The organism is Bacillus sp. 11B20, assembly GCF_056098985.1.
The window spans coordinates 379177-404633 of record NZ_JBLZWZ010000007.1; the positions used below are offsets into that span (position 1 = coordinate 379177).

Consider the following 25457-nt stretch of genomic DNA (forward strand, 5'->3'; position numbering starts at 1 on the left):
ATAAAATAGGAAATAGGAAGGAGGCGCTGCATGTCTAGAAAAACGAAAATGGTGCTTGCGCTCGCAGGATGTCTTGCAATTCTTGCGGCCTTTGCAATGCTCATGATCCAAACCATTGATCATAAAATATTAAGTGAAGCAGAAATGAAAAAAATGATCTCAAAAGACTACAATGGAAACATTACACATATTGATCTAATCAACCATAAACAGGACTATACATTGACGCTGGAAAATGCAAATGGCATCTACCAAATCATTGCATCTTCTTCAAGCGGTCAAATGAAAGAAATTAGACAGTTAAAAAGCTATCAGAAGCCGAATGAAAAAAATGCTGAGCTCCAGGCAGAAGAGGCGGCTGTTAAAAAGGTGAGCGGAACCGTCATTCAAAAAAAAGAGACGACAGATCGTTTTATTTTTACCATCCAATCAAAAAAAGAATTGTATCAAGTCGAGGTCGACAAACAGTCATTCAAGGTGCTTGAAGCAGAAAAGAAAAAACCAACCTCTAAAGAAAAGAAGCTCACAAAAATCACTGTCGAGGAAGCGATCCAAATTGCCGTCAAAGAAGTTGGCGGAACAGTGGATGATGCCGATCTTGAAACATTCAGCGGTATGCTCGTTTTTGAGGTGGAGCTGGATTTGCCTGACGGCAGAGAGGCAGAGGTACTTGTGAACGCCTATACAGGAGACATTGAGGGCATTACGTACGAAAACTAATCCTTTTCTCATGATATTCTCATGTTTCTTTCCTTCCTTTATCATCTTGTTTTCTTAAGATATAGAAGAAATCAAAAAGAGGAGGAAATGAACATGATGAAAAAAGTACTAGTAGCTACAGCATTAACGGGAACTCTTGTCGCAGGTGGTTTCACACTTCAAGCGCAAAATACAAATCAAACAGCAAACGCCGAGCAAGTCGTGCAAAAGAAATCGTCTTTTGTTTCAAAGAAACAAGCTGAAAAAGCAGCCTTAAAAGTGGTGAAAGGCTATGTAGACGATGTGGATCTTGAGCGTAAAAAAGGAAAATGGGTGTATGAGGTCGAGATTAAAAAAGGCGGCTTTGAATATAAAGTATATGTCGATGCAAAAACTGGAAAAGCGCTGAATGATCCAGTCAAAGAAAAGAAACAGAATGTGAAGATCACGAAAAAACAAGCTGAAAAAATTGCTCTTGCAAAAGTAAAAGGCACAGTCACCGATTCTGATCTAGATAAAGAAAATGGTGTGTACATCTATGAAGTTGAAATCACAACACCAAGCGGCGAAGAAGTTGATTTTGAGATTTCCGCTAAAACGGGCAAAATCCTGAAGCAAGAATGGGATGATTAAGCCATCATCAAACCTTACACTTTCATGTGTAAGGTTTTTTCATTGGGACAAACTACGGGAAAGGAGGCGAGAGAATATGAAGAAAAAAGAAGAAGAGCAGACAATGGATTATGCGGAATACGTTCCGCATCCTGATGGAGAAGGATATGCTTTGTTTTTGCATGATTCCTTTCATCTCCTCTCCCAAGAGGATATGAATCAGCCGGAAGAGGAATAAAAAGACATGAAAGGGCGATGGTAAGAGTTGTCCATCGCTCTTTTTTTGAAAAGTAAGCGAATACATAAGAATACTTGGCATCTTGCTTATTGACATCATTCCGCTTTTTCTGTAATCTCAGTGTGTTAACAATATGAGACTTCGTTAGGTGAGGCTCCTGTATGGAGATACGCTGCTGCCCAAAAATGTCCAAAGACGCCAATGGGTCAACAGAAATCATCGACATAAGGTGATTTTTAATGCAGCTGGATTTTATCCTATGCCATACAGTGCTAAAGCTCTACGATTGAAGGAGCAAGTGTTTATTTTGTCATGCTTACAAAGCGCCTTCATTCGGTTGAAGGTGCTTTTTTATGAGAAAAGGAGGTGTGGGGATGGATCATCCCGATTCGAGACACATAGAGAGTATGTCAAAAGATCAGATTGACGCATCAGACAGAGGAGATCCTGACCCCCGCACATTCTAAGGGATTCGGGTATCTCCTGACTTTGGGGAGGTAACAGCGATGATACAGAACATTACGTACGATGAACTCATTTTAAGAATCATTATTTTGTTAAGAGATGGCAAACGCAAAGAATTCAAAAACATTATGGAAGAACTTCAGCCATATGATATGGCCTATTTATTTAAAGAACTTCCAGAAAAACACCGCGGCCGCTTCCTTAGCTTTTTAACAGTCGATGATGTGACGGAAATGATGGGTGAGCTTGAGCGCGAGTACCAAGAAATTGTGCTTGAAAAAGTAGGGAAAGACAAAGCCACCTTCGTCACAAACAAAATGGATAACGATGACCTAGCCAACTTGTTTGATGAAATGGATGATGAGCTGAAAGATCAGCTTTTATCAAACATGGAGGCAGAGGAATCAAAGGCCGTCCAGCTTCTCATGAATTATCCTGCTGAGACAGCAGGCCGGATTATGACCAACCGGTACGTATGGATTCCTCAGCACTATACGGTTCAGGACGCAGTTGTGAAGTTGAAAAGCTTTGCTGAAATTGCAGAATCGATCAACTATTTATATGTTATTAACGATCAAAAGCAGCTTGTAGGGGTTCTGTCGTACCGTGATCTCATTTTAGGTGAACCAGATGAAAAAGTGCAGGATCTTATGTTTACAAGAGTCATTGCCGTTGGAGCCTTTCAGGATCAGGAAGAAATCGCCAAGCTGATTGAACGGTATGATTTTCTTGCCATTCCTGTCGTGGAAGAGAACAATGTCCTCGTCGGAATCGTCACAGTCGATGATATCATTGATGTCGTCATCCAAGAGGCAGGAGAAGACTATGAGAAGTTCGCAGCCTCTGGTAAAGATATTACATTCGACACGCCCGCTTTTGTTGCAGCATACCGACGTCTCCCGTGGCTCATTTTGCTCTTATTCATTGGGCTGATTTCAGGCAGTATTTTAAATTACTTTGAAGATACCCTTCAGCAAGTCGTCGCTTTAGCCTTCTTCATGCCAATGATTGCTGGGATGACAGGGAATACAGGGACACAGTCGCTAGCGGTCGTCATTAGAGGACTTTCAAAAGAGGAATTAACGAAAAAAACCATTGTACGCCTGATTTTTAGAGAGCTCCGAACAAGTATTTACATTGGGATTGTCTGTTCCATCATTATTACAGTCGTCGCAATGGTGTGGCAGGGCAATATGATTTTAGGTTTTGTTGTCGGGTCCTCACTACTTGCCACACTGATTATTGGAACGATGGCAGGTACGATCGTGCCTATTATTTTACACAGATTAAACGTCGACCCTGCTATTGCATCTGGGCCGCTTATTACAACATTGAATGATATTTTATCACTGCTCATCTATTTTGGAATTGCGACAGCGTTCCTCCATACACTTATGTAGCAAGAAGACTGTAAAACATGACGTTTTACAGTCTCAGCGCGCTGACAAACCCTTGCATTCGGTGTCAGTCCTTGCGTGCCGGTGCTCACGAATGTTCAATTCGCTCCGCTCCGGTACTCGTCCTTCCTAGACTTCAAAGGTTTTCAGATCGCGCTGAAAGGTAGACAAAGAACCATCCTTTGTCCACAATCTAAGACTGTAAAACATGACGTTTTACAGTCTTTTTTTGTATAAAGATTGCATATAGCGCTTCCATCCTTTACATTTTAAGGAGAAGGTGGGAGAGAAACATGAAGAAGTTTTTATTCATTGTGATGTGTTTGCTTTTGCTGAATGCATGTCAAAGGGAAGACGAGGGGAAAGACCGGAGGCTAGTGGCTGCAGAGCATATGCTTGAAGCCATCACTGAAGGAAATAAAAGAAAAATGGAAGACGTCTACGTCGAAGGTGCGGTCCCGAGCCCAAATGACATTCTGAAATTGAAAAAAGAATGGGGCATAGACACAATTTCTTATGAGGATTTTCAATTAGAAGAAGCCAGCATTCATGTGTTCCATGCGAATTATGAAGATGCAAAAACCGGGAAGAAAAAGGCACTTGCCCTTCGGGTGAAAGAAGATCCAGAAAGAGGCGGTGTGCGAATTGACTTTGTAGGGGTTGTTGAAGGGTCTGAGGCATCCTCTAAATAAAAGTCAAGGTATATTTAAAAGGATAGAAGAGCTGACAAAAATTAGCTCTCCTATCTTTTTTTTATCACAAATCAGTTATACCCATTAACTCCATAAAGTGTGAGAGGGCACTGGTCATGTAAGAATCGCGGCGCCTTATAAACACAGTGGGTACTATTCTATGTGGCTCCGGTAATGGATGACAGGTAAAGCCGCCTTGCACCCGGGATTCAACCATAGATTTTGGTAATACGGTAACTCCCAGACCGTTTTCAACGCATTTAAGCACGCCCTCTAAAGTACCATATTCCATTACCTTCATAGGAGGATAACCGCTGCTCTCTAGCCATTGCTGCCAACGGCCTAAATAGATGCAATGAGCGAATGACGAGAGCAATGGTTCGTGTAAAATTGATTCTACCTGGAATTGCTCCGAGGAGTAGCTTGTAATCAGGACCAGGGATTCGTCCAATACAGGATACTCCATAATTTCCGGATGAAGAATGGGCCCATCTACCAATGCGCCGTCTACCTTGTAGTTGAGAATAGAATTAACTTGATCTACTGTAGGTGCCATATACATACTCAATTCTACTTGTGGAAAATTCTTATGATATTCGGCAAAAATTTTTGGCAATCTTGTAGAAGCGGTTGACTCTATAGATCCAATGTGTAAAGTTCCCCGCGGAGTAGAGGAAAGCTTTACTGCCTCTATCGCTTCTTCGAAATCGTAGAGTAATTTGTTTACATAGGGCAATAGTTCGCGTCCTGCAGGTGTTAAAGATATCTTCTTATGATATCGATAGAGAAGAGGAACTCCTAATTCTTGTTCAAGACGTTGGATTCGTGCAGTAACATTGGACTGCACATAATTCAATTTCTGTGCCGCTTTTGTGATGCTTTGTTCAATTGCAACGGCTTTAAACACTTCCAAAGATTTAATATCCAAAATAACTCTCCTTTTTGCATCACAAATTGTGATCAACTATACATTATTTTTTGATTTTACGTGATCCAATGGAATAAGTAAACTTAAAGATATAAGAGGTTGATGCTAATTGTGTCCCTTGGTATCTGATCATGAGGAGGATGGTGAGGTAGGGAATTTTATCTAGGAAAAGAAGAACAAACGTTTCCAATGAATGAGGAGGGAATCTATTGATTTCAAAGACGAATGTCCAAGAGAAATTTTTGCAAATAAATGATTATTGGAATCCTAGAATAAGCGGAGAATTGAACGATTCATACATTAAGATGGTAAAAGTTAAAGGTGAATTCATTTGGCATCACCATGATGAAGAGGATGAAATGTTTTTTGTATGTAAAGGGAAGCTGGTCATCCGTTTCAGGGATAAAGAAATAGCTCTTAATGAAGGGGAGTTTATTGTGATTCCTAAAGGAATTGAACATCAGCCAATTGCTGAAGAAGAAGTTCATTTGCTATTAATTGAACCCAAAACGACGCTAAACACGGGGAATGTGGTCAATGAACGAACCGTTTCGATTCCTGAGCGAATCGATGAACACTAACTCGTTGCACTTAACAGGTGCGTTAGTTAAAAAAGAGGCAGCAATCGCTGTCTCTTTTTCATTCAGCAATTGCAACAATCAATACGAACAAAACTTTGATTTTAAAGAATAAGCGATTCTTTTTTTGTTTAACGATTTTTATACCGAAAGTGTGCATTAATCTGGCCTTCAAGCATTTTTTTCTTAAATTGTCCGCTTTTTAGCGCTTGTTCTTTTTTCTTCATGTCTTTTAAAATTTCAGCTGTCTGCACACCGTCTTCCCGTTTATTGGCGATGTCCATTAAACGTTCAACATCTGCAAAAGAATATTTCCGTGTGCCTCTTGTTGAGCGCTGGGGGTAAATGAGTTTACGTTCCTCATAATATCGGATTTGCCTGACGGATAGCCCTGTTAACTCACTGACAATCCCGATTGAAATGACTTTTTTATCTTTATAAGATACATCTTCCTGCGTCATATACTCACCCCTGCAAGTCTTTTCTTCATATTATATAGAACGAGAAGTAAAAAAACCTATCGTTTGTTAGAAAATATAACACAAAAACGAAAAAAATGAAAAAACTATGGAAGGAAAGATAACAGGTAATGTGCAATGCATCTTACGTCGGCATATAATCATGGTGAGTTGACATAGGAGGAGGAGCATATAATGGAGCAAGCACAGATCATTCGTATGGCAAAAGAAATCATCGCATTAGATGTGAAGAGGGATGAATTGCTCGAGCAATTCATGCAGGCTGCGGGTCAGAATGCACATGCGCTTCTAAGAGCCATGCAAAATGATTTGTATGAGAGGTCTTCATAAGCACCCGATCCAAATCACTTGATAGGAGGGGATAATCGGTGCGGCGTATATTAAAAGAAGCTTTAGCAAAAGAAAGACATTATTATACGAAGCAGCTATGTTCATTGGGGGTTTACAGCCCTGATGCGGCCAAGAACATGACAATTAGTGACTTAAAAAAAGAGTATCATTTCTTTTTCAACAAAACAGAGCGCTGTTTGTAAAAATCCCTTGAAATGTGCGTATGTCACATAAAGGGTTCTTTTTTTGTTTAATATTATAGCAATATTGAATTTTGTAGAAATTTGGCGAATGAAGTGCAAGAAACCATAGATTCTTTACAGATTATGTTAAAGTGTGTCGCATCTTGATGGTTTGCTGAAAAAGCTTTTTTTCGAGATGATTGTGAAAAATAAGAAGGATTTTAAAAGTTTATATCGAAAACTTATACATAACACGAATGGAGTCACTTATGTGGTTGAAAGGGTTTTCAAAAACGTACTTCTATTTTTTACGAAAGGCTCCAACTGCACCGCAAGACAGCCTTGAAGTTAAAAAAATATTATAAGAGGTAGATATGTGATGAGACTATCGTTTAATGAAGAAGAAGTAGAACGCTCAATGACGCTTTACAAGGTTTTTGCAAGAGCATTTAAAAGCGTTTCAGAACACAGTATTAGAGACAGCAAAGAGCATGGGTTTAATCCAACTGAATTTGCCGTACTTGAATTACTGTACACGAGAGGTGCTCAAAAGCTTCAGCAAATCGGCTCAAGACTCCTGCTTGTCAGCGGGAATGTGACGTACGTAATTGACAAATTAGAACGAAATGGTTTCATTGAAAGAGAACAGGACCCTAAGGATAAACGTTCGGTTTATGCCCATTTAACGGATAAAGGGCGAAGTTATCTTGACAAGATTTATCCGATCCACTCTCTTCGGATTGCGCGTGCATTCTCTGGTCTGACGCGTGAAGAACAAGAGCAATTGATTAGTCTATTGAAAAAAGCAGGTATTCACAGTCAGCATTTATTATTTAGATAAAACGAAAAGGTGCCATGATTGGCACCTTTTCGATTGTTGATAAAGGGCTAAAGTGATCTTTATTTTAGCCCTTTGTCTTCTTCTCGGCTCAGCGTGACAGAAAACCTTTGAAGTCTAGGAAGGACGAGTACCGGAGCGGAGCGAATTGAGCATTCGTGAGCACCGGCACGCAGGACTGACACCGAATGCGAGGGTTTGTCTGCACGCTGGAAGGTGCCATGATTGGCACCTTTTTTATGTATCAAGATGCGCCGGATAGGCGATGAATTTTTCAATATCGCTTGCTGGCAGCGGCTTGGCATAATAGAACCCTTGCAGGTCGTCACAGCCCTGGGCAGATAATAGCTGGGCCTGTGCAAATGTTTCAACACCTTCTGCTATCACTTCGAGAGATAATTGGTGTCCCATCGCTATAATAGCCCCTGTAATCTGTTCTGACTTTGAATCACTTAAAATATCCTCAATAAAGGATTTATCAATTTTCAGCCGATGAATAGGTAAATCCTTTAAATAGCTTAAGGAGCTGTGGCCTGTACCGAAATCATCAATACTAATGCGGACGCCAAGCTGTTTTAGCGATGTCAGCACTTGTTTTGATTGCTTGATATTGTCCATTGTCATACTTTCTGTGACTTCAAGCTCCAAGAGGGACGGTTTCAGGTCGTATTTTTTCAGTGTCAGCTTGATCAAATCAATTAAGTCTTCAGAATTGAATTGTTTCGCAGATAAATTCACAGCCACAGGGATCTTTAGCCCATCGTCATACCACCTTTTTGCCTGCTTGCCAGCCGTATCAATGACCCATCTGCCAATATCGATGATCAGTCCTGATTCCTCTGCCAGCTCAATAAAAGCCTCAGGTGACTTTAAGGAACCATCTGGTGCCTTCATTCTTAAAAGGGCTTCAACCCCAGTCATCTTTCTTGTTTTGGCACTGACTTGCGGCTGGTAGTGAAGGACAAATTGTTCTCTTTGAATGGCATCCCTCAGCTCCAGCTCCCGGTTTAACCTGTCCTCACTCAATCTTTCCATGGATTCGGTAAAGAACTCATAACGGCTTTGCTTATGTTTTTTGGATAAATACATGGCCATATCGGCTTTTCTCATCAGCTCCATTCCGTCTTTGCCATTTTGCGGAGAGATAGCGATTCCAATGCTGATGGATGTAATGAGCTGATGGTTCTGGATGAAAAAAGGACGTTCAAATTGATGGATGATATTTTTAGAAAATTGTTCGACTTTATATGTATCATGATCCATGTGAGGAAAGATCATTAAAAATTCATCGCCGCCAAGTCTTGCGATAAAGCCATTGTCCGGTAAACATTGCGTCAGTCTATTTGCGGCAGCTTTCAGCAGTAAGTCTCCGATGTTATGCCCAAGTGCATCATTAATAATTTTAAAACGATTTAAGTCAAGAAACAGAACCGCTGTTGATGTTTTTGACTTTTCTTGAGCGGAGAGAACATCATTTAAATGATTAATGCCGTGGCGGCGGTTAGGAAGCTCTGTTAATGCATCATAATGTGCCATCACATGAATTTCTTTTTCTGCTATCCGCTGCTGCGTTAAATCTTTTAAAACAAGATAAATGCTGTCGAGTGAATTGTTTACATGGACAGGTATGTAAGTGACATGATAATAATAAAAACGATCTGCTGCTTTCAGTTCTGCTTCGCGTGTAATGGCTTTTTTTGACTGAGAAATAAATTCTTCCCACAATTCAGTAGGCATCACATATTGGCTGACATCATCACCAATCTTAGAATTGCACAACTCTAAGATTTGTTTACCTGAGTCATTTGCAGAAAGCACCTTTCGATGGACAGATAACACGATAATACCGTCTATATTATGCTTGATCAGCGATTGAAACCGCTGTTCATTTTCCTTCAGCTGATCTGACTGTGTCATGATCCGGTGATCAATATAGGCACCAAAGATCATCAGCGTTTGGACAATCAGTGTCATCAATCCGATGAAAAGCGACAGGCTGAATGGCGACATTTCAAAAAAACCACCTTCAGCAGCCTGTCCATTTGTACGATAAAACATGGTAGAAGCAGCCATACCAGTATAATGCATACCTGCTATAGCACCGCCCATCAACATTGAACCAAGACCCTTTAAAAGATAATTCTCCCGTTTACTTTTAGTGCGGTCAACACGAAAGAAGAGCTTCAATGAGAAGTAGGAGGTAATGGCAGCAATGAAAAACGAAAGAAAAAAGAGGACTGGATCATAGCTGATTGAGACATTGGCCATTGATTCCATTCCAAGATAATGCATGCTGCAAATAGCTGAACCCATGGTGATTGAACTAATGAGCAGCCGTCTTCTAGAGAGCTGCTTTTGAATGCATATTGAAAAAGCGATCAAGGATCCGATAAATGAGGCCAAAATCGATAAAATCAGTAAGTATGTATCATATGTGATGCCAACACGCATTTGAAATGCCATCATGCCAATAAAATGCATCGACCATATCCCCATTCCCATGATCATTGCACCAATGAGCAGCCATACCTTTTTCTTTGCACCGCTTGATTGTGCTACCCTGCTGGCTATATGAAGAGCTGAGTAGGAGGCAACAGCGGCGACAGCGATTGACAGAAAGACAAGCCATCCATTGTAGCTTCCTGTTAAATGGGTCATGTAAGAAAACCTCCAGTACTTTAAAACAGACATATACTTAATATATCGGATCGAATGGCTTCTGTGTTCACCTTTCCTTCACTTAAATACAATAATCAACGTTTTTTTCACCCTTCTTTTATAGTAAAATCAAATTTAATGTAAAAAAACGACGAAAAGCGAATCGTTTCTTCGGTTTTATTCGTTTAATATATGGTGTGATTCTAAAAGAGATAGAATCAGTCAAATGATTATGTTTGAAAGGGATTGATAAACATCGAAGATTTTATTATTTCTTTAGCTGATGCCTTTAAGAACTTGTCATACTTTGGCATCTTCCTCGCATTATGCATTGAATTTGTACCTGCTGAAGTGGTTTTGCCTCTTGCGGGTTACTGGGTCTCAGAAGGGGACATGGCCTTTATCGGTGTTGTAGCGGCCGGCTCCATTGGCGGCGTGGCTGGTCCTTTGACCTTGTACTGGTTAGGACGTTATGGCGGCAGACCCTTTTTAAATAAATATGGAAAGTACTTTTTTATAAAACCTGAGTCGCTTGATAAATCTGATGCTTTCTTTGAAAAGCATGGCGGATTCGTCGCATTCAGCGGCCGGTTCATACCAGGAGTCAGAACACTTATCTCCATCCCGTGCGGTATTGCCAAGATGAATGTGTGGGTCTTTTGCCTGTATACGTTTTTGGCAATTACACCAATTACGTTTGTGTATGTGTATCTTGGATTTATGCTCGGAGAGAACTGGAAAGAGGTTGGCGCCATCTTAGATCCATATCTTTTACCAATTGGGATCGGTGTTGTGTTATTGTTTGTTCTCTACTTATTGCTAAAACGAAGAAAAAGAAAAACAGAAACGCCAACTGCCTAATCAATGGATCGAAGTGAAAGTCACCTGTTGACAATCCAGTGTCTATTGATTAAGATATAAGTAATCTAAATATTCTAAATCCCGCCAAAGGGGAGTAGCGTCCGGTTTTTACCGGAAACAAAGTCGTCATTACATGGACTGATGTTCATCGGCTTTGTTGGCATGATTCTACATATCACATGTCTAGCAAGACCTTTGCCATTACAGGCAAAGGTCTTTTTTGCATTCATAAGCCTTTGTCTGTTGTGGGACAATAGATAAAAAAACAAGGAGGAATGATGATGGATGCAACCATTATTTTAGAGTACGGGTGGGTTCTGCTCGTACTGATTGGATTAGAAGGGATTTTAGCAGCTGATAACGCGCTGGTCATGGCCGTGATGGTCAAACACCTTCCTGAAAAACAAAGAAAAAAGGCACTGTTTTACGGACTTGCAGGTGCGTTTGTCATGCGGTTTGGTTCTCTGTTTCTTATTTCGTTTTTAGTGGATGTGTGGCAAGTTCAAGCCATTGGCGCAATTTATCTTCTTTATATTTCCATTCACCATATTTTAAAATCGCACGTATTTAAGAAAAAGGAAACTGAAACAAATATGAAACAAAGCGGTTTCTGGGCAACAGTCGTGAAAGTAGAGCTTGCCGACATTGCTTTTGCTGTTGATTCTATTTTAGCAGCCGTCGCTTTAGCTGTGACACTGCCGAAAACAAGTCTTCCGCAAATCGGTGGACTCGATGGCGGTCAATTTATTGTCATTCTTTTAGGCGGTATTATTGGTCTTGTCATTATGCGATTTGCAGCAACGGTCTTTGTGAAACTGCTCAAAACAAGACCGAGCCTAGAAACAGCAGCATTTGTCATTGTCGGATGGGTGGGTGTGAAGCTCACGCTTTATACACTGTCACATCCAGCCATTGGGGTCGTATCGTCTCATTTTATCCATTCAGCATTATGGAAAATCATTTTCTGGACAGTGCTTCTCGCAATTGCAGCATTTGGCTGGTTTTTATCAAGTCCATCAAGAAAAGGCGGGCAGGAAAACGAGGAGAAACAAGAGGCACGCCTGGGAGAGTAGTTTTTTTGAAAGAAATATCATTTCATTTTCATAACACGTATATTACAAATAAGGGGGAGATACCCCCTTATTTCTTTGCTTTTAGACGAAACATTGTAAAGTAGATGATGACATACATGTCATAATTGAGTAACAGGAAATGAATTCCTCATTTCTTCCTTTGCGCTTCCCTCATAAATTAGCTATCATAAATGAGTAATATAGGGAGAACTGAGGTGAAACCATTGCTTAGCCTTTTGTTTAAAAAAGGAAAGAAAAAGCAAACATTAGAGCAGTCGGCTATCAGTATTCAACAAGGTGATAGCGAACTGCAAAATGCATTAATAGAGCAATACAAACCATTTGTCGCTAAGACGGTTTCATCCGTTTGTAAACGATATATAGATGAAAAAGATGATGAATTCAGCATAGGCTTAATTGCCTTTAATGAAGCGATAGAAAAATACTCTGCCGAAAAAGGAAACTCACTGCTTGCTTTCGCAGAATTAATTATTAAAAGAAAAGTGATTGACTATATTCGTAAAGAAGCAAGAAATGCGCCAACGGTTCAAATGGACCTGCAAGAAAGTGAGAATGGCGAATACTCTCAAAGCATGATTGAAGCAGAGCTCTCTGCAAATGAATATAGGCGTTTAATTGAACAAGAACATAGAAGAGAAGAGATTGAACATTTTAAAGAACGACTGAAAGTATACGGTCTCACGTTTCAAGAGCTGCTTGAGCATTCACCAAAGCATGCCGATGCCAGGCAAAATGCGATTAAAGTAGCCCATACACTCGTTGAACACGATGAGCTGAGAACGATTTTATTTCAGAAAAAACAATTGCCGGTCAAACAGCTGGAAAAGCTAGTGGAAGTCAGCCGCAAAACGATTGAGAGAAATAGAAAATATATCATTGCGATGGCGATCATTATGACAGGTGATTATGTGTATTTGAAAGATTACCTTAAAGGGGTGCTTAATTCATGAGAAGAGGCATTATAGTAGAGAAAAACAAAAAATATGTCACGCTGCTGACCCCTGATGGACAATTTCTGCGGACAAAATATGAAGAGCAAAACTATGAAATCGGCCAAGAAGTGACATTTCCAAATGAATCACGTCTTGAAAGAAAAAGAGCCGGTTTTTTTGACCTGCTTCGTTTACGTCCTTTAAATGCAGGAATCCTATCAATAGCAGCGATTATTGTCGTAATTTTTACTATGATGCCATCTTTCTCAAGTCAAAAAGCATATGCGTATATGACAATTGACATTAACCCAAGCTTTGAGCTGAAGCTTGATCACAATTATCAAGTGATCGGTGTCACACCGCTGAATAAAGATGCGAAGCAAGTACTGGCGAGTATGAAGGATTTAGAAAAAAACGACATGACCAAAGTCGTGCAGGAAATTATAGATGACTGTGACAAAAAAGGATATGTGAACGACTCTAAAAGTATTTATATTTCAACCGTTTATGAAAACAAGCAGGACAATACATATAAAACAAACGTAAAAAGCAAAATTAATACCATTTCTGGTGAATATCAAAAACGCAATTATAAGCTGGAAGCTGTGGAAAGTGACCTGGAAACAAGGGAAAAAGCTCAAAAGGCAGGCATTTCAACAGGAACATATATTAGAAATCAAGAAATGCAAGACAAAGAACATGAAAATATCAAAAAGGATGAAGACGCAGCAGAGAACGATGCTGTGAAGGAAGAAGATCCTAAGAAACATGATGAAGAACAAGCAGATAAAGACAAACAAGAAGACGTAAAAATAGACGATAGCAAAGAGATGCAGCCAGATCAAGAGGCTCCAGAAGCTGAGGACAAAGAGCAGAAGGAAGCAGAGAGGGAAGAGCAAGGATCTGTTCAAAAGCCTCAAAAACCTGAGGATGAAAGCAAAGACAATAAGATAAAGGAAGAAAAGGATCAATCTTTCGATAAAGAGCAAAAAAAAAATCACTCAACTGATCGTGATGAAAGAAGACACTGGAACGGACCATCACGTGGTGATGCGGAAAAACACGCAAAAAAAAACGGCAGGGATCTGAACAATCCTTCCGCTGAACAAAAAAGAGAACATGCAAAGCAAAAAGGGAAAGGTGCACCGTTTCCTTATCGCGAGAACCGGCATGAGCACACATATGAACAATAAAAAAACGCCAGAATAGCTCCGGCGTATTTCACCATGTCATGATTTAGATTGATTGCCCATTTGTGATTGAGCTTGTTGAACGAGTCTTTTTGTGATTTCCCCGCCAACAGAACCGTTAGCACGTGAGACTGTATCTGAACCGAGAGTGACGCCAAATTCTTGAGCGATCTCGTATTTAAATTGATCTAAAGCTTGTTCTACTCCAGGAACAAGAAGTTGATTTCGATTTGCCATGTCATATTCCTCCTTTCACCTCATGTTTGTTGCGCCTTCTTATTTTGAAAAAAACGGCGTGCAATTATGCTGGCAATTGCTGTACAAAAAAGCCGAGGTGATGGAAGTCACCTCGGTTCTTATTTATCCCTTATTCAGCTGCAGCGTATTATACATCATTTCTTGAGCTGTGCTTTGCAAATGAGAAGTAAAGACAGAGAAGACGGTAGAACTGATAATCCCTTTAATCAAATGCCATTGGCTCTTCGTCAATTCTGTAAACTCGTCATGGAGCTTGTCTGTCTGCTCCTCGGTTATTTCTCGTAAATTTGTTTCCTTTAATGGAAATTGTGTATTGTGATAAATAAAATCAAGGACGTGCGCATATGCTTCATAAAAACGGATTGGACTAATAATATCATCTGTTCGATCTGTGATGGTGTTAAATAGGGCAGATAAGATCACACGAATGGTATCGAAGTCAAAAACTGATTTTAAATCCCTGACAATTAATAAAATAACGACCTGATCAATAGAGTATTTTTTGCCAAGCTCTGGATGGCCAATCATATCTTTAATATCACGTTTGATCCAATTTTGAATCGCCGTCGATTTAAGAGAAGTCAGCTCACACAAGTTGCCAAGCTCAACAATTTCATTTGTAGAAAGACCATGCTCTGATTTTTGCTTCCGCCGTTCAAGCTTCTCAAAAAAAGACGGGATCTTTAATTCATCATAGTCATGATCCTTGCCATTTTTTACAGATAGTTTTAAAAGCTGAAGCGGAGTCAGATCTCCCTCTCCTTTTAGAGAATACAGAAGTCTTGTCATGTCAATTCTCGTTAATTTAAAAGTAACCATGTTCCACCTCATTTGTACGTCAAAACGTGATTATTGATCTAATTCAACATCATAGTCTCTTTTTGATGAAAATGCAAAATAAACTCAAAATCAAAGCCGGCGCGTCACAATTTGTTCACTTTTATGCTGGGGCAAATGTCGTAAATATTGATGTGACGGGGCTTTAGCCGTTATGATAAACAGAGAAAGTGATTCCTTTTTCCTTGCAATTTGAGACGTTTATTTTTATAATTTTATTAATAAGTTCATTTGAACTTAATATGACAGCGGAGGTTATGTATGGGTAAGAGAATATTTCTGTTTATATTAACGAACATTCTTGTTATCACTACGATTGGTATTGTACTGTCGGTTATTAGTGCAGCAACTGGTGTTGGTTCTTATATAGGAGCAGACGGAAGACTTGATATCCTTTATCTTCTTGTATTCAGTGCAGTTGTTGGTTTTGTTGGCTCGTTTATGTCACTTGCAATGTCTCGTTGGATGGCAAAAATGATGATGGGTGTACGTGTGTTAAATCCAGAAAAGGATTCATTAACATATGATGAGCAGCAGCTTGTTGACCGCGTGCACAGACTTTCAAGAGCAGCAGGCCTTTCTAAAATGCCTGAGGTTGGTATTTATCAATCATCTGAAGTAAATGCATTTGCAACAGGTCCTTCTAAGAGAAGATCACTTGTTGCGGTATCAACTGGATTGCTTCATGAAATGGATGATGCAGCAGTTGAAGGTGTAATCGCCCACGAAGTTGCTCACGTTGCAAATGGTGACATGGTGACAATGACGCTGCTTCAAGGAATCGTCAACACGTTCGTTGTCTTCCTTTCAAGAATTGCGGCATGGATCGCAAGCCGTTTTGTTTCACGTGAAGAGCTTGTGCCGATTGTTCACTTTATCGCTGTGATTGTTTTCCAAATCATTTTCTCTGTCCTAGGAAGTCTTGTCGTGTTTGCATATTCTAGACACCGTGAATTCCATGCAGACCGCGGCGGAGCCGACCTTGCAGGTAAAGATAAAATGATTCATGCGCTTCGTTCACTTGAGGCGTACACGTCAAGAATCAAAGATGATGACCAAACAGCAGTCGCTACGCTAAAAATCAGCGGTAAACGAAAAGCTTCTCTTTTCTCAACACACCCTGATTTAAATGAAAGAATCAGAAGACTTGAAGCAAAATAAGAAGGACGAAAAGACATTCTTTTACAGGATGTCTTTTTCTTTTTGATGAAAAAGAAAATAAAGCATAAAATAGCTTTAAAATCATGTCTCTTTTCATTAAAATGATAAAGGTATTCGAAAAGATAGATAAAAGAAGGAATGACAATGAATCCTATAAAAAAGCTAATTGACCGGCTGTCAGCGTTTCAGTTGATTGCCCTTTATTATTTTCTTGCTGTAACCGTGTCGCTTATTCTTCTCAGCCTTCCAGTGGCTCATCAAGAGGGGGTCAAATGGACATTCATTGATGCCTTGTTTACAGCGGTGAGTGCTGTAAGTGTCACAGGACTGACTGTTGTCGACACCTCACAAACTTTTAGTGTCACAGGGATGTGGATCCTTGCGTTTGTTCTGCAAATCGGAGGCATTGGCATTATGACGCTCGGTACCTTCGTATGGCTTGTCATGCGAAAAAGAATTGGAATTAAAGAAAGAAAACTTATCATGGCAGATCAAAACCAGAGCAATTTATCTGGAATTGTAAAACTAATGAAGCAGGTCTTATATTTGATTTTACTGATTGAGTTTGTCGGCGGGCTCATTTTAAGCATGTATTTTCTCAAATATTATGATGTGCAAGGAGCTTTCTTACATGGTTTCTTCTCGAGTATTAGTGCGACAACCAATGGGGGCTTCGATATTACGGGGAGCTCACTTATCCCTTACAAAGATGATTATTTCGTCCAGTTTATTACGATGCTGCTGATCATCTTTGGAGCGATTGGTTTTCCTGTGCTAGTGGAAGTGAAGGATTATTTGTTCAATCAGGACCGAAAGCACGCATCGTTCTCATTGTTTACAAAAATCACAACGCTCACGTTTGGCGGTCTTGTCGTTGTTGGAGCGATTGGGATATATGCACTAGAGGCCGGGTTTAGCTTCGTAGGGAAGAGCTGGCACGAAATCTTGTTTTACTCTTTGTTTCAATCGACTGCAACAAGAAGCGGGGGGCTGACAACGTTAGATATTACGCAGCTGACCGAACCGACGCTTTTATTTTTATGTATGCTCATGTTTATCGGGGCTTCCCCAAGCTCTGTGGGGGGCGGAATTCGGACAACTACGTTTGCCCTTAATTTACTCGCATTGTTTCATTACGCTAGGGGAAACAAGTCCATCAAAATCTTCAAGAGGGAGCTTCATCAAGCAGATATTAATAAATCCCTTATGGTGACCATGATGGCTTTTATTTTGGTTTTTGGCGCTACGTTCCTGTTATCCTTAACAGAGCATAATACACTTCTTGAAAATTTATTTGAAGTTTGCTCTGCTTTCGGAACAACGGGACTGTCGCTTGGGATTACCTCAGATCTCACTGTGTTTGGTAAATGTATCATCATGATTGTCATGTTTATTGGACGGATCGGTATTCCAAGCTTTTTATATTTAATCGGCCGAAGAGAAAGCGAAGCGAATTATCATTATCCGAAAGAGCGCGTCATCATTGGCTAAACAGCATTCAATTTGAATGCTGTTTTTTTATTTCCATTATCTAACTGGCTAAATCACATGGGATGTTCGCAATCTATAGGTAAGAGGTGAACGAGACGTGCTGGATGTGTTATGGAAAGCAATTGTCATGCTGCTAGTTGGTACCTTGCTGCTGAGAATAGCAGGACCTAAATCCATTAGTCAATTAACTGTACAACAAACAGTCATTATGATTTCAATCGGATCGATTATTATCCAACCCTTTATTGAGCATAGTTTACTTGAAACCATTTATGCAGCTACCATCTTTATTGTGGCACTTGTCATTATGGAAAAGCTGTCGATTCAATCTGATTTCTTTGAAAAGTTACTTTCTGGAAAATCAGTCGTGATTTTACAGGATGGCGAAATGCTTGATCATAAGCTGAAGAAAATAAGGCTCACAAGGGATCAATTTAAAATGCGTTTAAAGCAGCAAGGCATCACTGACATCAGCTGTCTCAAAAAAGCCACGCTAGAAGCCAATGGACAAATTGGCTTTGAGTTAAAACCTGAGGAAAAGCCAGTGACGGTCAAGCAAATGAAGGAACTCCTTGACCAATTAAGAGAAGAACTAAACCTGACAAAAAAGGACTGATTTCAGATGAAAAGAAAAGCAGCGAAAAATGAAGCATTAACAAATAATATGACGCCGACAGAAAGCATGGCACATGATCAAGGGCAAACCCAATTTGACGAACAATCAAGAGATCGTCAGGCAAACCGTAATTCTCATAAAGGGAAACAAGGGGGAGCATCTCGTGACTAAGAAGCATATGAAGAGCAAAGAGATGAAGGATCATAAAAAGCCGATGGACCCAGATATTTTAGAAGAGGAATTTGGCAGTGAGCTTGGAGATATCAACAGCAGCAAATGGATTGATACGTTGATGAAGCCAAAGAAAGATGCTGCATGTAAACAGAATAAGAAATAGAAAAAACGATCCAATAAGGATCGTTTTTTATTTGATATAACTCCCTTGCCTGCCGGTGATCGTTCGCATGAAGTTGTTCATTTTGAGCTCAATCACTGGCTGTGCAACGGTTTTAACAAAAGTGCTAGACAGGGTAAAGGTTAACAGAATGGTCAGCAGCAATAAAATAAGAACACTTGCTGCATTTAGCGCCCAGTCATCAAACCAAGTGGTTCTTAGCAGCTTGATCACAAAGCCATGTAATAAATAAACATATAACGTTCTTGTTCCCCATTTTGTAAAGAAGAAACGGCGTGTTGGAACTAATGCAAAGAAGCTGAATGTAGCACCAAATGCAAGCAAATACCAAGCCATTCGTTTCATCGCCGCAATCATTCCTTCATCTCCTAGAGAAGCATACGACTTTGAGCCAAATAAGAAGGAATAATCAAATTCATAGAAGTAGCAAAACAGGAAGACAGCCATCAATACAAAAAGTGCTGCCAGTTTTCCTTTGCTTGTACGAATGAATTCAAAATGCTGCTTTTTTAAATAAAATCCAGCTAAAAACATAGGCAAAAAGACAAACGTACGTGATAAGCTGAGTGTATTGCTGATGCTGTCCACATAACCGACAAGTAATGCAATCGATAAACTGACGATCATCGCCCAGTGGAACGGTAGTTTTGAAAAAGGAATAAGCAGCAAATTCCAAAAGAATAAACTAATTAAAAACCATAAGGACCATTGCGGATCAATTGGATTTAAATTGGTTATGCTTTGATCCTGTAATAGGTAATAGTAAACCGAATAGATCACCTGAAAGATTAAATATGGGATGATCAGCTTAACGGCGACTTTTTTCATAAAGCCCGGTTTTCTAAAACCTTTTGCAAAAAAGCCAGAAACTAAAATAAAGGCGGGCATGTGAAAGGTATAAATAAACTTGTATAAATAGAGCATCCAGTCATTATCGTGAATGAATGATCGTAACAAATGACCAAAAACAACTAGAAAAATCAGAAGGAATTTTGCATTATCAAAATAACTATCTCGTGAAGATGCCATAACATCACCTTTCCTGCTCGATTTCAAACATAAATGTTCTAAGTGCACTGTTCCCTTATTTGCCCCATTCTAAAATACATTTTCGCTTAATTCGCTATTTGATGTGAAATTGTAGAACGGTTGTAAAAGAAGCGTAAGAAAAGTGAATTGTTATACAATCCTGTCATCCAAATGAAATAAATGAGACAGTCTTCGTGTAAAAAGTTATCTTTTTTTATGAGTCGAATGAAGGAACAATGAAAATATTGTAGAAATATTGTAGAGGAATGAGGCTGGAAAAGGAGTGTAAGAGAATGACTGAAACGCTCGATGGCAATAGATTAACCCCTGCAGGAGATATCAGAAAATTAGAAAAAGAGAACGAATATTTGCGAACTGAGTTGATGCAGCAAAAAATGCTGTTAAATAAGACGCTAGATGCCATTTTTATATTTGATCAACACCTCAACATCATCCAAGCCAACGAAGCAACATGCAGGCTTGTACAGACACCGAAAGAAGACCTCCTCAATAAATCCGTTCTAGATTTCCTATACGGCATCCCGAAAGATAAAGTTGAATGCTCACTCGATCTATTTTTTCGAAAAGGTACGTTAAAAAGAGAAATCTCCATTCAGCTTGAAAGTGGTGAAACAAAATACATTGAATTTGTTGCAGAGCATGACACCATGAATCAGCAATATATTGTGGTCATGCGAGACATTTCCTCCAAAAAAATATTAGAACGAGAACGCTCCATGAATGAGCAGCTGTTCAAAGATTTGTTTGACCGAGCCATTGACGGGATGGTCATATTTGATCAGGATGGCTGCATGATTGATGCGAATCATTCTTTTTGTCAGAGCTTTGAGCTGCAAAAGACTGATTTAACCGATCGGTATTTGCATGAATTTGTTGAAGGAGATAATCTTCCAGCTTTGCAGCATCTTTTAACGTCACTTAAAGAAACAGGGAAAGCAAAAGGGGAGCTTCCTGTTACCCTTCAATCTGGCCAGCAAAAATTATTCGAACTCACCATTACATCAAATGTGATGAGTGGTTTTTATATGTCCATCATGCGGGATATTACAGAAAAAAGACTGATGGAAGAGAAACTGTTAAAAAGTGAAGAACGCTTTAGAGAAATTTTCGAAAATGCAATGGATGCCATCATCATATGGGCGGATGATGGAGAGATTGTGAGAGCCAATGAATCAGCCTGTCGAATTTTTGAATTACCGATGCACTCGCTGATTGGCAAAAAACTTACCGACTTTCTCGTCAAATCTGATAAGAGATATAGACCAACAAGAAGACGCTATATCCGCAATCATGAAATAAGGGAAGAGCTATTGTTCAAAATGGCAAATGGGCAGTATAAAGAGCTTGAGTTTACATCAAAACATGCGGTATTAGAAGGACAGCACCTAACCATTTTACGTAATGTAAGTGATCGAAAAAGAATGGAGCAGGAGCTGCGCGAAAGTGAGCTCAAATTCCGTAAAGTATTTAATGGGTCAATGGACGGCATTGTTCTTTTTGATAATCAATACCGAATCATTGAAGTCAATCCATCTGCAAGCGAGCTGCTTCAATTGAAGGACGATCATTTAACAGAAATGAATCTTTTCCACATCCTTGCCCCTTATCAAATTGAAAATTTGGCTCAACCAGCCGAGGCGATGTCATTAGATGAAATGGACAATGAGGTTCCGTTTGTACTGAACCATCCAGATCAGCGTATACTGGAGTTCTCTTTTAAACGTAACATTATCCATAATATGAATTTGGCCATCTTTAGAGATGTGACAGAGCGGAAGGAATTAGAAGAGCGGGTGAGAAAATCAGATACCCTTCATGTGGTCGGAGAGCTTGCTGCTGGAATTGCTCATGAAATTAGAAACCCGATGACAGCATTAAAAGGCTTCATTCAGCTATTAAAAGGAAATATTGAAGGGGAGTATTCGCTCTATTTTAATGTCATCACATCAGAGCTGAAAAGAATAGAATCCATCATCACTGAATTTTTGATTTTAGCGAAACCGCAAGCCATTGTATATGAAGAAAAAAATGTGGTGCAAATTGTGAAAGACACGATGGATCTTCTGCACGCACAGGCGAATCTTGGCAATGTTCAAATGCATCTCAATGTGCTGGATGAGATTCCACTCATTTATTGTGAACAAAACCAATTAAAGCAAGTCTTTATTAACATTTTAAAAAATGCAATTGAAGTCATGCCGCGCAAAGGAAATGTCTATGTGAGCATTCAGCGAAAGGGCGAGGAGCATATTGTCATTTCCTTGCGTGATGAAGGCTGCGGAATGGCGGAGGATAAGCTAAAGCGTCTAGGTGAGCCTTTTTATACAACGAAAGAAAGAGGAACTGGACTTGGGTTAATGGTTAGTTATAAAATTATTGAAGAGCATCAAGGAACCATTGAGGTAGAAAGTGAGGAAGGCGTAGGAACCGTCTTCCATCTCACGCTGCCACTAAGGCAGCAGAAACAAGAAGGAGAGCAGTAACGTGTATTATACCGTCTATCACGCACCCATTGGGGCATTATACATACTAGAAAAGGACGATGCCATCATCGAGGTGATGTTTGATGATGAGCCGTTTTTAGCAAAAAAGCAGGCAGTGAATTTAAAGCAAGCAGATACGCCTGTCTTACAAGAAGCGAAAAAGCAGCTGGATGAATATTTCAAGGGAGAGCGTCAAGTATTCGATCTCCCGCTCAAGCAAACAGGTTCTCCGTTCCAAGAGCAGGTGTGGGGAGCATTGTCGGCCATTCCATATGGTGAATCAAAAAGCTATGCAGACATTGCAGAGGCGATAGGCAATCCCAAGGCTGTAAGAGCCATCGGACAAGCTAACAGACGAAATGCATTACCTATTTTTATTCCGTGTCACAGGGTGATTGGAAAAGACCGGTCTCTGACGGGCTATGCAGGATCGAAGACAGACATGAAAGCGGTCCTCCTTGAATTAGAAGGCATCCCATTTGTTCAAAAATAAATCGATTGACCTGTTCCGAATTTTTCCTGAGCAACATATCCTTTTATTAAGCTAAAAAAGTTGGTTGAGGGAAAAAGGAGGGCGCTGGCATGTTTTGGGGCAAAAAAGGTAAAGTGTATGCAGTTACGTCACTATGTGTCAAAATGAACGTTTTGACGGAAGAACAGAAAGAAGAAATCTTAACAAAAACGAATCAAGAAACAAAAAAGCGCGGTGCTCTTAAATGACAAGAACACGGCGCTTTTTTGCGATCATTGGGAGATGCTTTCGGCGAAAAGAGCATCAATCTCTTCTGCATAGTTCGATGTGATAATTCCCTTTTCTGTAATGATGCCTGAAATGAGATGATGAGGAGTGACATCAAAGGCGGGATTGAATACTTGAACATCGGGCGGTGCAATGGGGACACCGTTTAATTCCTTTACTTCCAGCGGGTCGCGCTCTTCAATTGGGATATCTGACCCGTCATGGGTGGATACATCAAAAGTGGAAAGCGGTGCTGCTACAAAAAACGGAATGTGAAAATGCTTGGCTAGAACGGCAAGACCTAACGTTCCAATCTTATTCGCTGTATCTCCATTACGAGCGATACGGTCAGCTCCAACAATGACAGCAGAAATTTGCTTTTCTTTCATCGTATGGGCGGCCATGTTATCTGTAATGAGTGTCACATCCACGCCGCCTTGCATGAGCTCCCATGTTGTCAGACGAGCGCCTTGAAGAACAGGGCGTGTTTCACATGCATAAATGTGAAGGTCAAGATTTTTCTTTTTGGCTAAATAAAAGGGAGCAAGGGCTGTTCCGTACCGGCTCGTTGCAATGGAGCCTGCATTACAAATGGTCATGATACGGTCACCTGATTTAAAGAGCTGAAGTGCATTTTGACCGATTTGTCTGCATATTTCTTCATCTTCAATTTGAATTTGAATGGCTTCATGGACAAGATCTGTTTTAGCTGCATTTACTGATGCTGCACGCTGAATGCGCTGCAGCAGCCGGTCTAATGCCCAGGCGAGGTTCACAGCAGTTGGACGAGCACTGTTTAAATATTCTTTGATTCGAATCACTTCTTGTTTAAAAACATCGATTTCTTCTGTCTCAATGGCTTGCGCACTAAGTGCCAGTCCAAATGCTGCTGTAATGCCAATCGCAGGGGCTCCGCGTACTTTTAATGTCACAATTGCATCATACACATCTTCTTTCGTATATAAATGCTCAAAGACGGTTTCGGTCGGTAATTTTTGCTGATTTAAAATGTGAATACGGTTTTCTTCCCATTCGACAGAACGGGGGACTTCAAATTCTTTTGACAAAACCCGTCACTCCTTTACAGATGGCTGGAATAATGCGACGAGGTCAGACGCTGTTTCCACTGCATGATATTGTTTGATAAATGTTTTTCCAAGTGTCAGTGCTGCTTTTTTCTGTTGAATCCGTCTAGTTGGTGATGGAATCGCATCAAGATCAGCGGCATGAGCAAGGCCAATTGTTCGGCGGACAAGCTCACAGCCGGCAAAGCCTGTCGCTTCTTTTAAAATCCGGTCAAACGTTGTTTCTAAAAAGCTGTCCGATACACTAAATGCTTCAATGCTGTCCTCTTTCCAAGCTTTTGTGAACACTTCTTTGAATGTTGCCCATACATTGACGACATGGTCAAAAAGGTGCTGCTGCTCGTGTTCATTCTCGCGAGATAAAGCATTCAGGAACAGATTGGCGATAAAGTGGCCGATATCGAATCCAAAGGGACCGTAAAACGCGAATTCTGGATCAATGATTTTCGTTTCAGTCTCATTTGCAAAAATACTGCCTGTATGAAGATCTCCATGAACCAATGTTTCAGCTGATGTCAGGAAGATACGCTTCAATTCTGCTGCTTTGGCCTGCACTTCAAGATCTGCCCAAAGCGCTTCTGCTGATTCTCTTAATTCTTCTTCGAAGTCATTTGTTTCACTATCAAAGAAAGGGTCTGTGAAGACAAGTTTTTCTGTGATATCACACAGGTCAGGGTTCGTAAATTGCTTCACAAATTGTTTTTTGATTTTAGGATTTGTCGCAAAGTCAGATGTGTAAAAAAGTGTTTTTCCTAAAAATTCTCCAACATGATCAGATAAATGCGGATATTGTTTTCCGGCAATTAGCCCTTTTCTGACGATTTCTAAGTGTGAGAGATCCTCCATGGCTGTCACTGCAAGAGCTGTATCCGAGTAATAGACCGCTGGTACGAGATGCGGAGCATATTCTGACTGTTTGATCAGGGCAGCACTTTCAATTCTTGCCCGGTCTAATGTAAGAGGCCAGCTCTCACCAACCACCTTTGCATAAGGCAGCGCCTGCTTGATGATCAATCCTTTTTCTTGTTTGTGATCATAAATATGAAAGACGTAATTTAAATTCCCGTCGCCGATTTCAGTACAAGTCAAATGACTGCTTTCTTGGATTAAGCCAAGTCTAATTGCGAGTGCAACTGCCGAGCTTTCTGTTAGTTCTTCATATGATGCCGTAAGTGTAACCAATTGCTTCCCCTCCAAATCATATAAAAA

29 protein-coding genes and 2 riboswitches are annotated in these 25457 nt (G+C 40.1%); of the genes, 21 read left to right on the plus strand and 8 right to left on the minus strand.

Features of this window, described 5'->3' with window-relative positions:
- Positions 1 to 30 precede the first annotated feature (30 nt).
- From ACN6NB_RS06175 to ACN6NB_RS06195, 5 genes are all read left to right on the plus strand, one after another.
- A complete protein-coding gene (locus tag ACN6NB_RS06175) occupies positions 31 to 720 on the plus strand; it encodes a PepSY domain-containing protein (RefSeq protein WP_039178029.1) in 690 nt (229 codons plus the stop codon).
- Between the two features lie 93 nt (positions 721 to 813).
- A complete protein-coding gene (locus ACN6NB_RS06180) occupies positions 814 to 1332 on the plus strand; it encodes a PepSY domain-containing protein (RefSeq protein ID WP_039178030.1) in 519 nt (172 codons plus the stop codon).
- A 76-nt stretch (positions 1333 to 1408) separates the two neighbouring features.
- A complete protein-coding gene (locus ACN6NB_RS06185) occupies positions 1409 to 1549 on the plus strand; it encodes a hypothetical protein (protein WP_180272400.1) in 141 nt (46 codons plus the stop codon).
- A 133-nt stretch (positions 1550 to 1682) separates the two neighbouring features.
- Positions 1683 to 1847, plus strand: a riboswitch (M-box (ykoK) riboswitch).
- Positions 1848 to 2055: 208 nt separating this feature from the next.
- Positions 2056 to 3414: a magnesium transporter gene (gene mgtE / locus ACN6NB_RS06190; protein ID WP_048238682.1), complete on the plus strand. Its 1359-nt coding sequence runs from the start codon at positions 2056 to 2058 to the stop codon at positions 3412 to 3414.
- A gap of 290 nt (positions 3415 to 3704) precedes the next feature.
- The gene (locus tag ACN6NB_RS06195; protein ID WP_039178034.1) at positions 3705 to 4103 is read left to right on the plus strand and encodes a metal ABC transporter substrate-binding protein; all 399 of its coding nucleotides are present in this window, start codon (positions 3705 to 3707) and stop codon (positions 4101 to 4103) included.
- 64 nt (positions 4104 to 4167) lie between these two features.
- On the opposite strand, the gene ACN6NB_RS06200 is transcribed toward ACN6NB_RS06195, so the two are convergent.
- Positions 4168 to 5031, minus strand: coding sequence for a LysR family transcriptional regulator (locus ACN6NB_RS06200; protein WP_144491158.1), 864 nt, complete (start codon positions 5029 to 5031; stop codon positions 4168 to 4170).
- Between the two features lie 209 nt (positions 5032 to 5240).
- On the opposite strand from ACN6NB_RS06200, the gene ACN6NB_RS06205 reads away from it, so the two are divergent.
- Positions 5241 to 5612, plus strand: a complete 372-nt coding sequence (locus ACN6NB_RS06205; protein WP_081258444.1) for a cupin domain-containing protein — start codon at positions 5241 to 5243, stop codon at positions 5610 to 5612.
- 128 nt (positions 5613 to 5740) lie between these two features.
- Here ACN6NB_RS06205 and ACN6NB_RS06210 read toward each other — a convergent pair whose 3' ends face one another.
- Positions 5741 to 6070 (minus strand): MerR family transcriptional regulator, encoded by a 330-nt coding sequence (locus ACN6NB_RS06210; RefSeq protein ID WP_024424656.1) that lies wholly within the window; start codon positions 6068 to 6070, stop codon positions 5741 to 5743.
- Between the two features lie 192 nt (positions 6071 to 6262).
- Here ACN6NB_RS06210 and ACN6NB_RS06215 point away from each other — a divergent pair, with 192 nt between their 5' ends.
- From ACN6NB_RS06215 to ACN6NB_RS06225, 3 genes are all read left to right on the plus strand, one after another.
- Positions 6263 to 6418, plus strand: coding sequence for a hypothetical protein (locus ACN6NB_RS06215; RefSeq protein ID WP_186319778.1), 156 nt, complete (start codon positions 6263 to 6265; stop codon positions 6416 to 6418).
- Positions 6419 to 6456: 38 nt separating this feature from the next.
- Positions 6457 to 6621 (plus strand): hypothetical protein, encoded by a 165-nt coding sequence (locus tag ACN6NB_RS06220; RefSeq protein WP_024426818.1) that lies wholly within the window; start codon positions 6457 to 6459, stop codon positions 6619 to 6621.
- A 355-nt stretch (positions 6622 to 6976) separates the two neighbouring features.
- Positions 6977 to 7441 carry a MarR family winged helix-turn-helix transcriptional regulator gene (locus ACN6NB_RS06225; protein ID WP_095408317.1) on the plus strand — a complete coding sequence of 155 codons (465 nt, stop codon included), beginning with the start codon at positions 6977 to 6979 and terminating at the stop codon, positions 7439 to 7441.
- Between the two features lie 234 nt (positions 7442 to 7675).
- On the opposite strand, the gene ACN6NB_RS06230 is transcribed toward ACN6NB_RS06225, so the two are convergent.
- Positions 7676 to 10096: a bifunctional diguanylate cyclase/phosphodiesterase gene (locus ACN6NB_RS06230; RefSeq protein WP_144491159.1), complete on the minus strand. Its 2421-nt coding sequence runs from the start codon at positions 10094 to 10096 to the stop codon at positions 7676 to 7678.
- Between the two features lie 246 nt (positions 10097 to 10342).
- On the opposite strand from ACN6NB_RS06230, the gene ACN6NB_RS06235 reads away from it, so the two are divergent.
- The 4 genes from ACN6NB_RS06235 (at position 10343) to ACN6NB_RS06250 (ending at position 14176) form a co-directional block, all read left to right on the plus strand.
- Positions 10343 to 10957 (plus strand): DedA family protein, encoded by a 615-nt coding sequence (locus ACN6NB_RS06235; RefSeq protein ID WP_039178042.1) that lies wholly within the window; start codon positions 10343 to 10345, stop codon positions 10955 to 10957.
- Positions 10958 to 11034: 77 nt separating this feature from the next.
- Positions 11035 to 11205, plus strand: a riboswitch (yybP-ykoY riboswitch).
- Positions 11206 to 11238: 33 nt separating this feature from the next.
- Positions 11239 to 12030, plus strand: coding sequence for a TerC family protein (locus ACN6NB_RS06240; RefSeq protein WP_058838965.1), 792 nt, complete (start codon positions 11239 to 11241; stop codon positions 12028 to 12030).
- Between the two features lie 215 nt (positions 12031 to 12245).
- Positions 12246 to 13001: an RNA polymerase sigma factor SigI gene (gene sigI / locus ACN6NB_RS06245; RefSeq protein ID WP_039178045.1), complete on the plus strand. Its 756-nt coding sequence runs from the start codon at positions 12246 to 12248 to the stop codon at positions 12999 to 13001.
- Positions 12998 to 14176, plus strand: a complete 1179-nt coding sequence (locus ACN6NB_RS06250; RefSeq protein ID WP_247544250.1) for an anti-sigma factor domain-containing protein — start codon at positions 12998 to 13000, stop codon at positions 14174 to 14176. Before sigI ends, ACN6NB_RS06250 begins: the two co-directional genes overlap by 4 nt.
- Before the next feature lie 36 nt (positions 14177 to 14212).
- Here ACN6NB_RS06250 and ACN6NB_RS06255 read toward each other — a convergent pair whose 3' ends face one another.
- The gene (locus ACN6NB_RS06255; RefSeq protein WP_034281522.1) at positions 14213 to 14410 is read right to left on the minus strand and encodes an alpha/beta-type small acid-soluble spore protein; all 198 of its coding nucleotides are present in this window, start codon (positions 14408 to 14410) and stop codon (positions 14213 to 14215) included.
- Between the two features lie 123 nt (positions 14411 to 14533).
- Positions 14534 to 15250 carry a DUF1836 domain-containing protein gene (locus tag ACN6NB_RS06260; protein ID WP_144490633.1) on the minus strand — a complete coding sequence of 239 codons (717 nt, stop codon included), beginning with the start codon at positions 15248 to 15250 and terminating at the stop codon, positions 14534 to 14536.
- Positions 15251 to 15529: 279 nt separating this feature from the next.
- On the opposite strand from ACN6NB_RS06260, the gene htpX reads away from it, so the two are divergent.
- The 5 genes from htpX (at position 15530) to ACN6NB_RS06285 (ending at position 18873) form a co-directional block, all read left to right on the plus strand.
- On the plus strand, positions 15530 to 16429 hold the full coding sequence (htpX, locus tag ACN6NB_RS06265) for a protease HtpX (RefSeq protein ID WP_039178050.1): 900 nt from the start codon (positions 15530 to 15532) through the stop codon (positions 16427 to 16429).
- Between the two features lie 144 nt (positions 16430 to 16573).
- Positions 16574 to 17920, plus strand: a complete 1347-nt coding sequence (locus tag ACN6NB_RS06270; RefSeq protein ID WP_084096377.1) for a TrkH family potassium uptake protein — start codon at positions 16574 to 16576, stop codon at positions 17918 to 17920.
- A gap of 97 nt (positions 17921 to 18017) precedes the next feature.
- A complete protein-coding gene (locus tag ACN6NB_RS06275) occupies positions 18018 to 18536 on the plus strand; it encodes a DUF421 domain-containing protein (RefSeq protein ID WP_144491161.1) in 519 nt (172 codons plus the stop codon).
- 6 nt (positions 18537 to 18542) lie between these two features.
- The gene (locus ACN6NB_RS06280; protein ID WP_087975542.1) at positions 18543 to 18707 is read left to right on the plus strand and encodes a hypothetical protein; all 165 of its coding nucleotides are present in this window, start codon (positions 18543 to 18545) and stop codon (positions 18705 to 18707) included.
- Positions 18700 to 18873, plus strand: coding sequence for a hypothetical protein (locus ACN6NB_RS06285; RefSeq protein ID WP_175297136.1), 174 nt, complete (start codon positions 18700 to 18702; stop codon positions 18871 to 18873). Before ACN6NB_RS06280 ends, ACN6NB_RS06285 begins: the two co-directional genes overlap by 8 nt.
- A gap of 27 nt (positions 18874 to 18900) precedes the next feature.
- Here ACN6NB_RS06285 and ACN6NB_RS06290 read toward each other — a convergent pair whose 3' ends face one another.
- Positions 18901 to 19920 carry an acyltransferase family protein gene (locus tag ACN6NB_RS06290; RefSeq protein ID WP_039178056.1) on the minus strand — a complete coding sequence of 340 codons (1020 nt, stop codon included), beginning with the start codon at positions 19918 to 19920 and terminating at the stop codon, positions 18901 to 18903.
- Between the two features lie 293 nt (positions 19921 to 20213).
- Here ACN6NB_RS06290 and ACN6NB_RS06295 point away from each other — a divergent pair, with 293 nt between their 5' ends.
- The 3 genes from ACN6NB_RS06295 (at position 20214) to ACN6NB_RS06305 (ending at position 23144) form a co-directional block, all read left to right on the plus strand.
- Entirely contained in the window at positions 20214 to 22424 is a 2211-nt protein-coding gene (locus tag ACN6NB_RS06295; protein ID WP_039178058.1) for a PAS domain-containing sensor histidine kinase, read from the plus strand.
- Position 22425: 1 nt separating this feature from the next.
- A complete protein-coding gene (locus tag ACN6NB_RS06300) occupies positions 22426 to 22917 on the plus strand; it encodes a methylated-DNA--[protein]-cysteine S-methyltransferase (protein ID WP_126681741.1) in 492 nt (163 codons plus the stop codon).
- 89 nt (positions 22918 to 23006) lie between these two features.
- A complete protein-coding gene (locus ACN6NB_RS06305; protein ID WP_180272401.1) occupies positions 23007 to 23144 on the plus strand; it encodes a hypothetical protein in 138 nt (45 codons plus the stop codon).
- A 24-nt stretch (positions 23145 to 23168) separates the two neighbouring features.
- On the opposite strand, the gene mtnA is transcribed toward ACN6NB_RS06305, so the two are convergent.
- Together mtnA and mtnK are read right to left on the minus strand one after the other, a co-directional pair.
- Positions 23169 to 24230 carry an S-methyl-5-thioribose-1-phosphate isomerase gene (gene mtnA, locus ACN6NB_RS06310; protein ID WP_327841960.1) on the minus strand — a complete coding sequence of 354 codons (1062 nt, stop codon included), beginning with the start codon at positions 24228 to 24230 and terminating at the stop codon, positions 23169 to 23171.
- A gap of 6 nt (positions 24231 to 24236) precedes the next feature.
- Positions 24237 to 25430: an S-methyl-5-thioribose kinase gene (gene mtnK, locus ACN6NB_RS06315; protein ID WP_039178063.1), complete on the minus strand. Its 1194-nt coding sequence runs from the start codon at positions 25428 to 25430 to the stop codon at positions 24237 to 24239.
- Between the last annotated feature and the right edge of the window lie 27 nt (positions 25431 to 25457).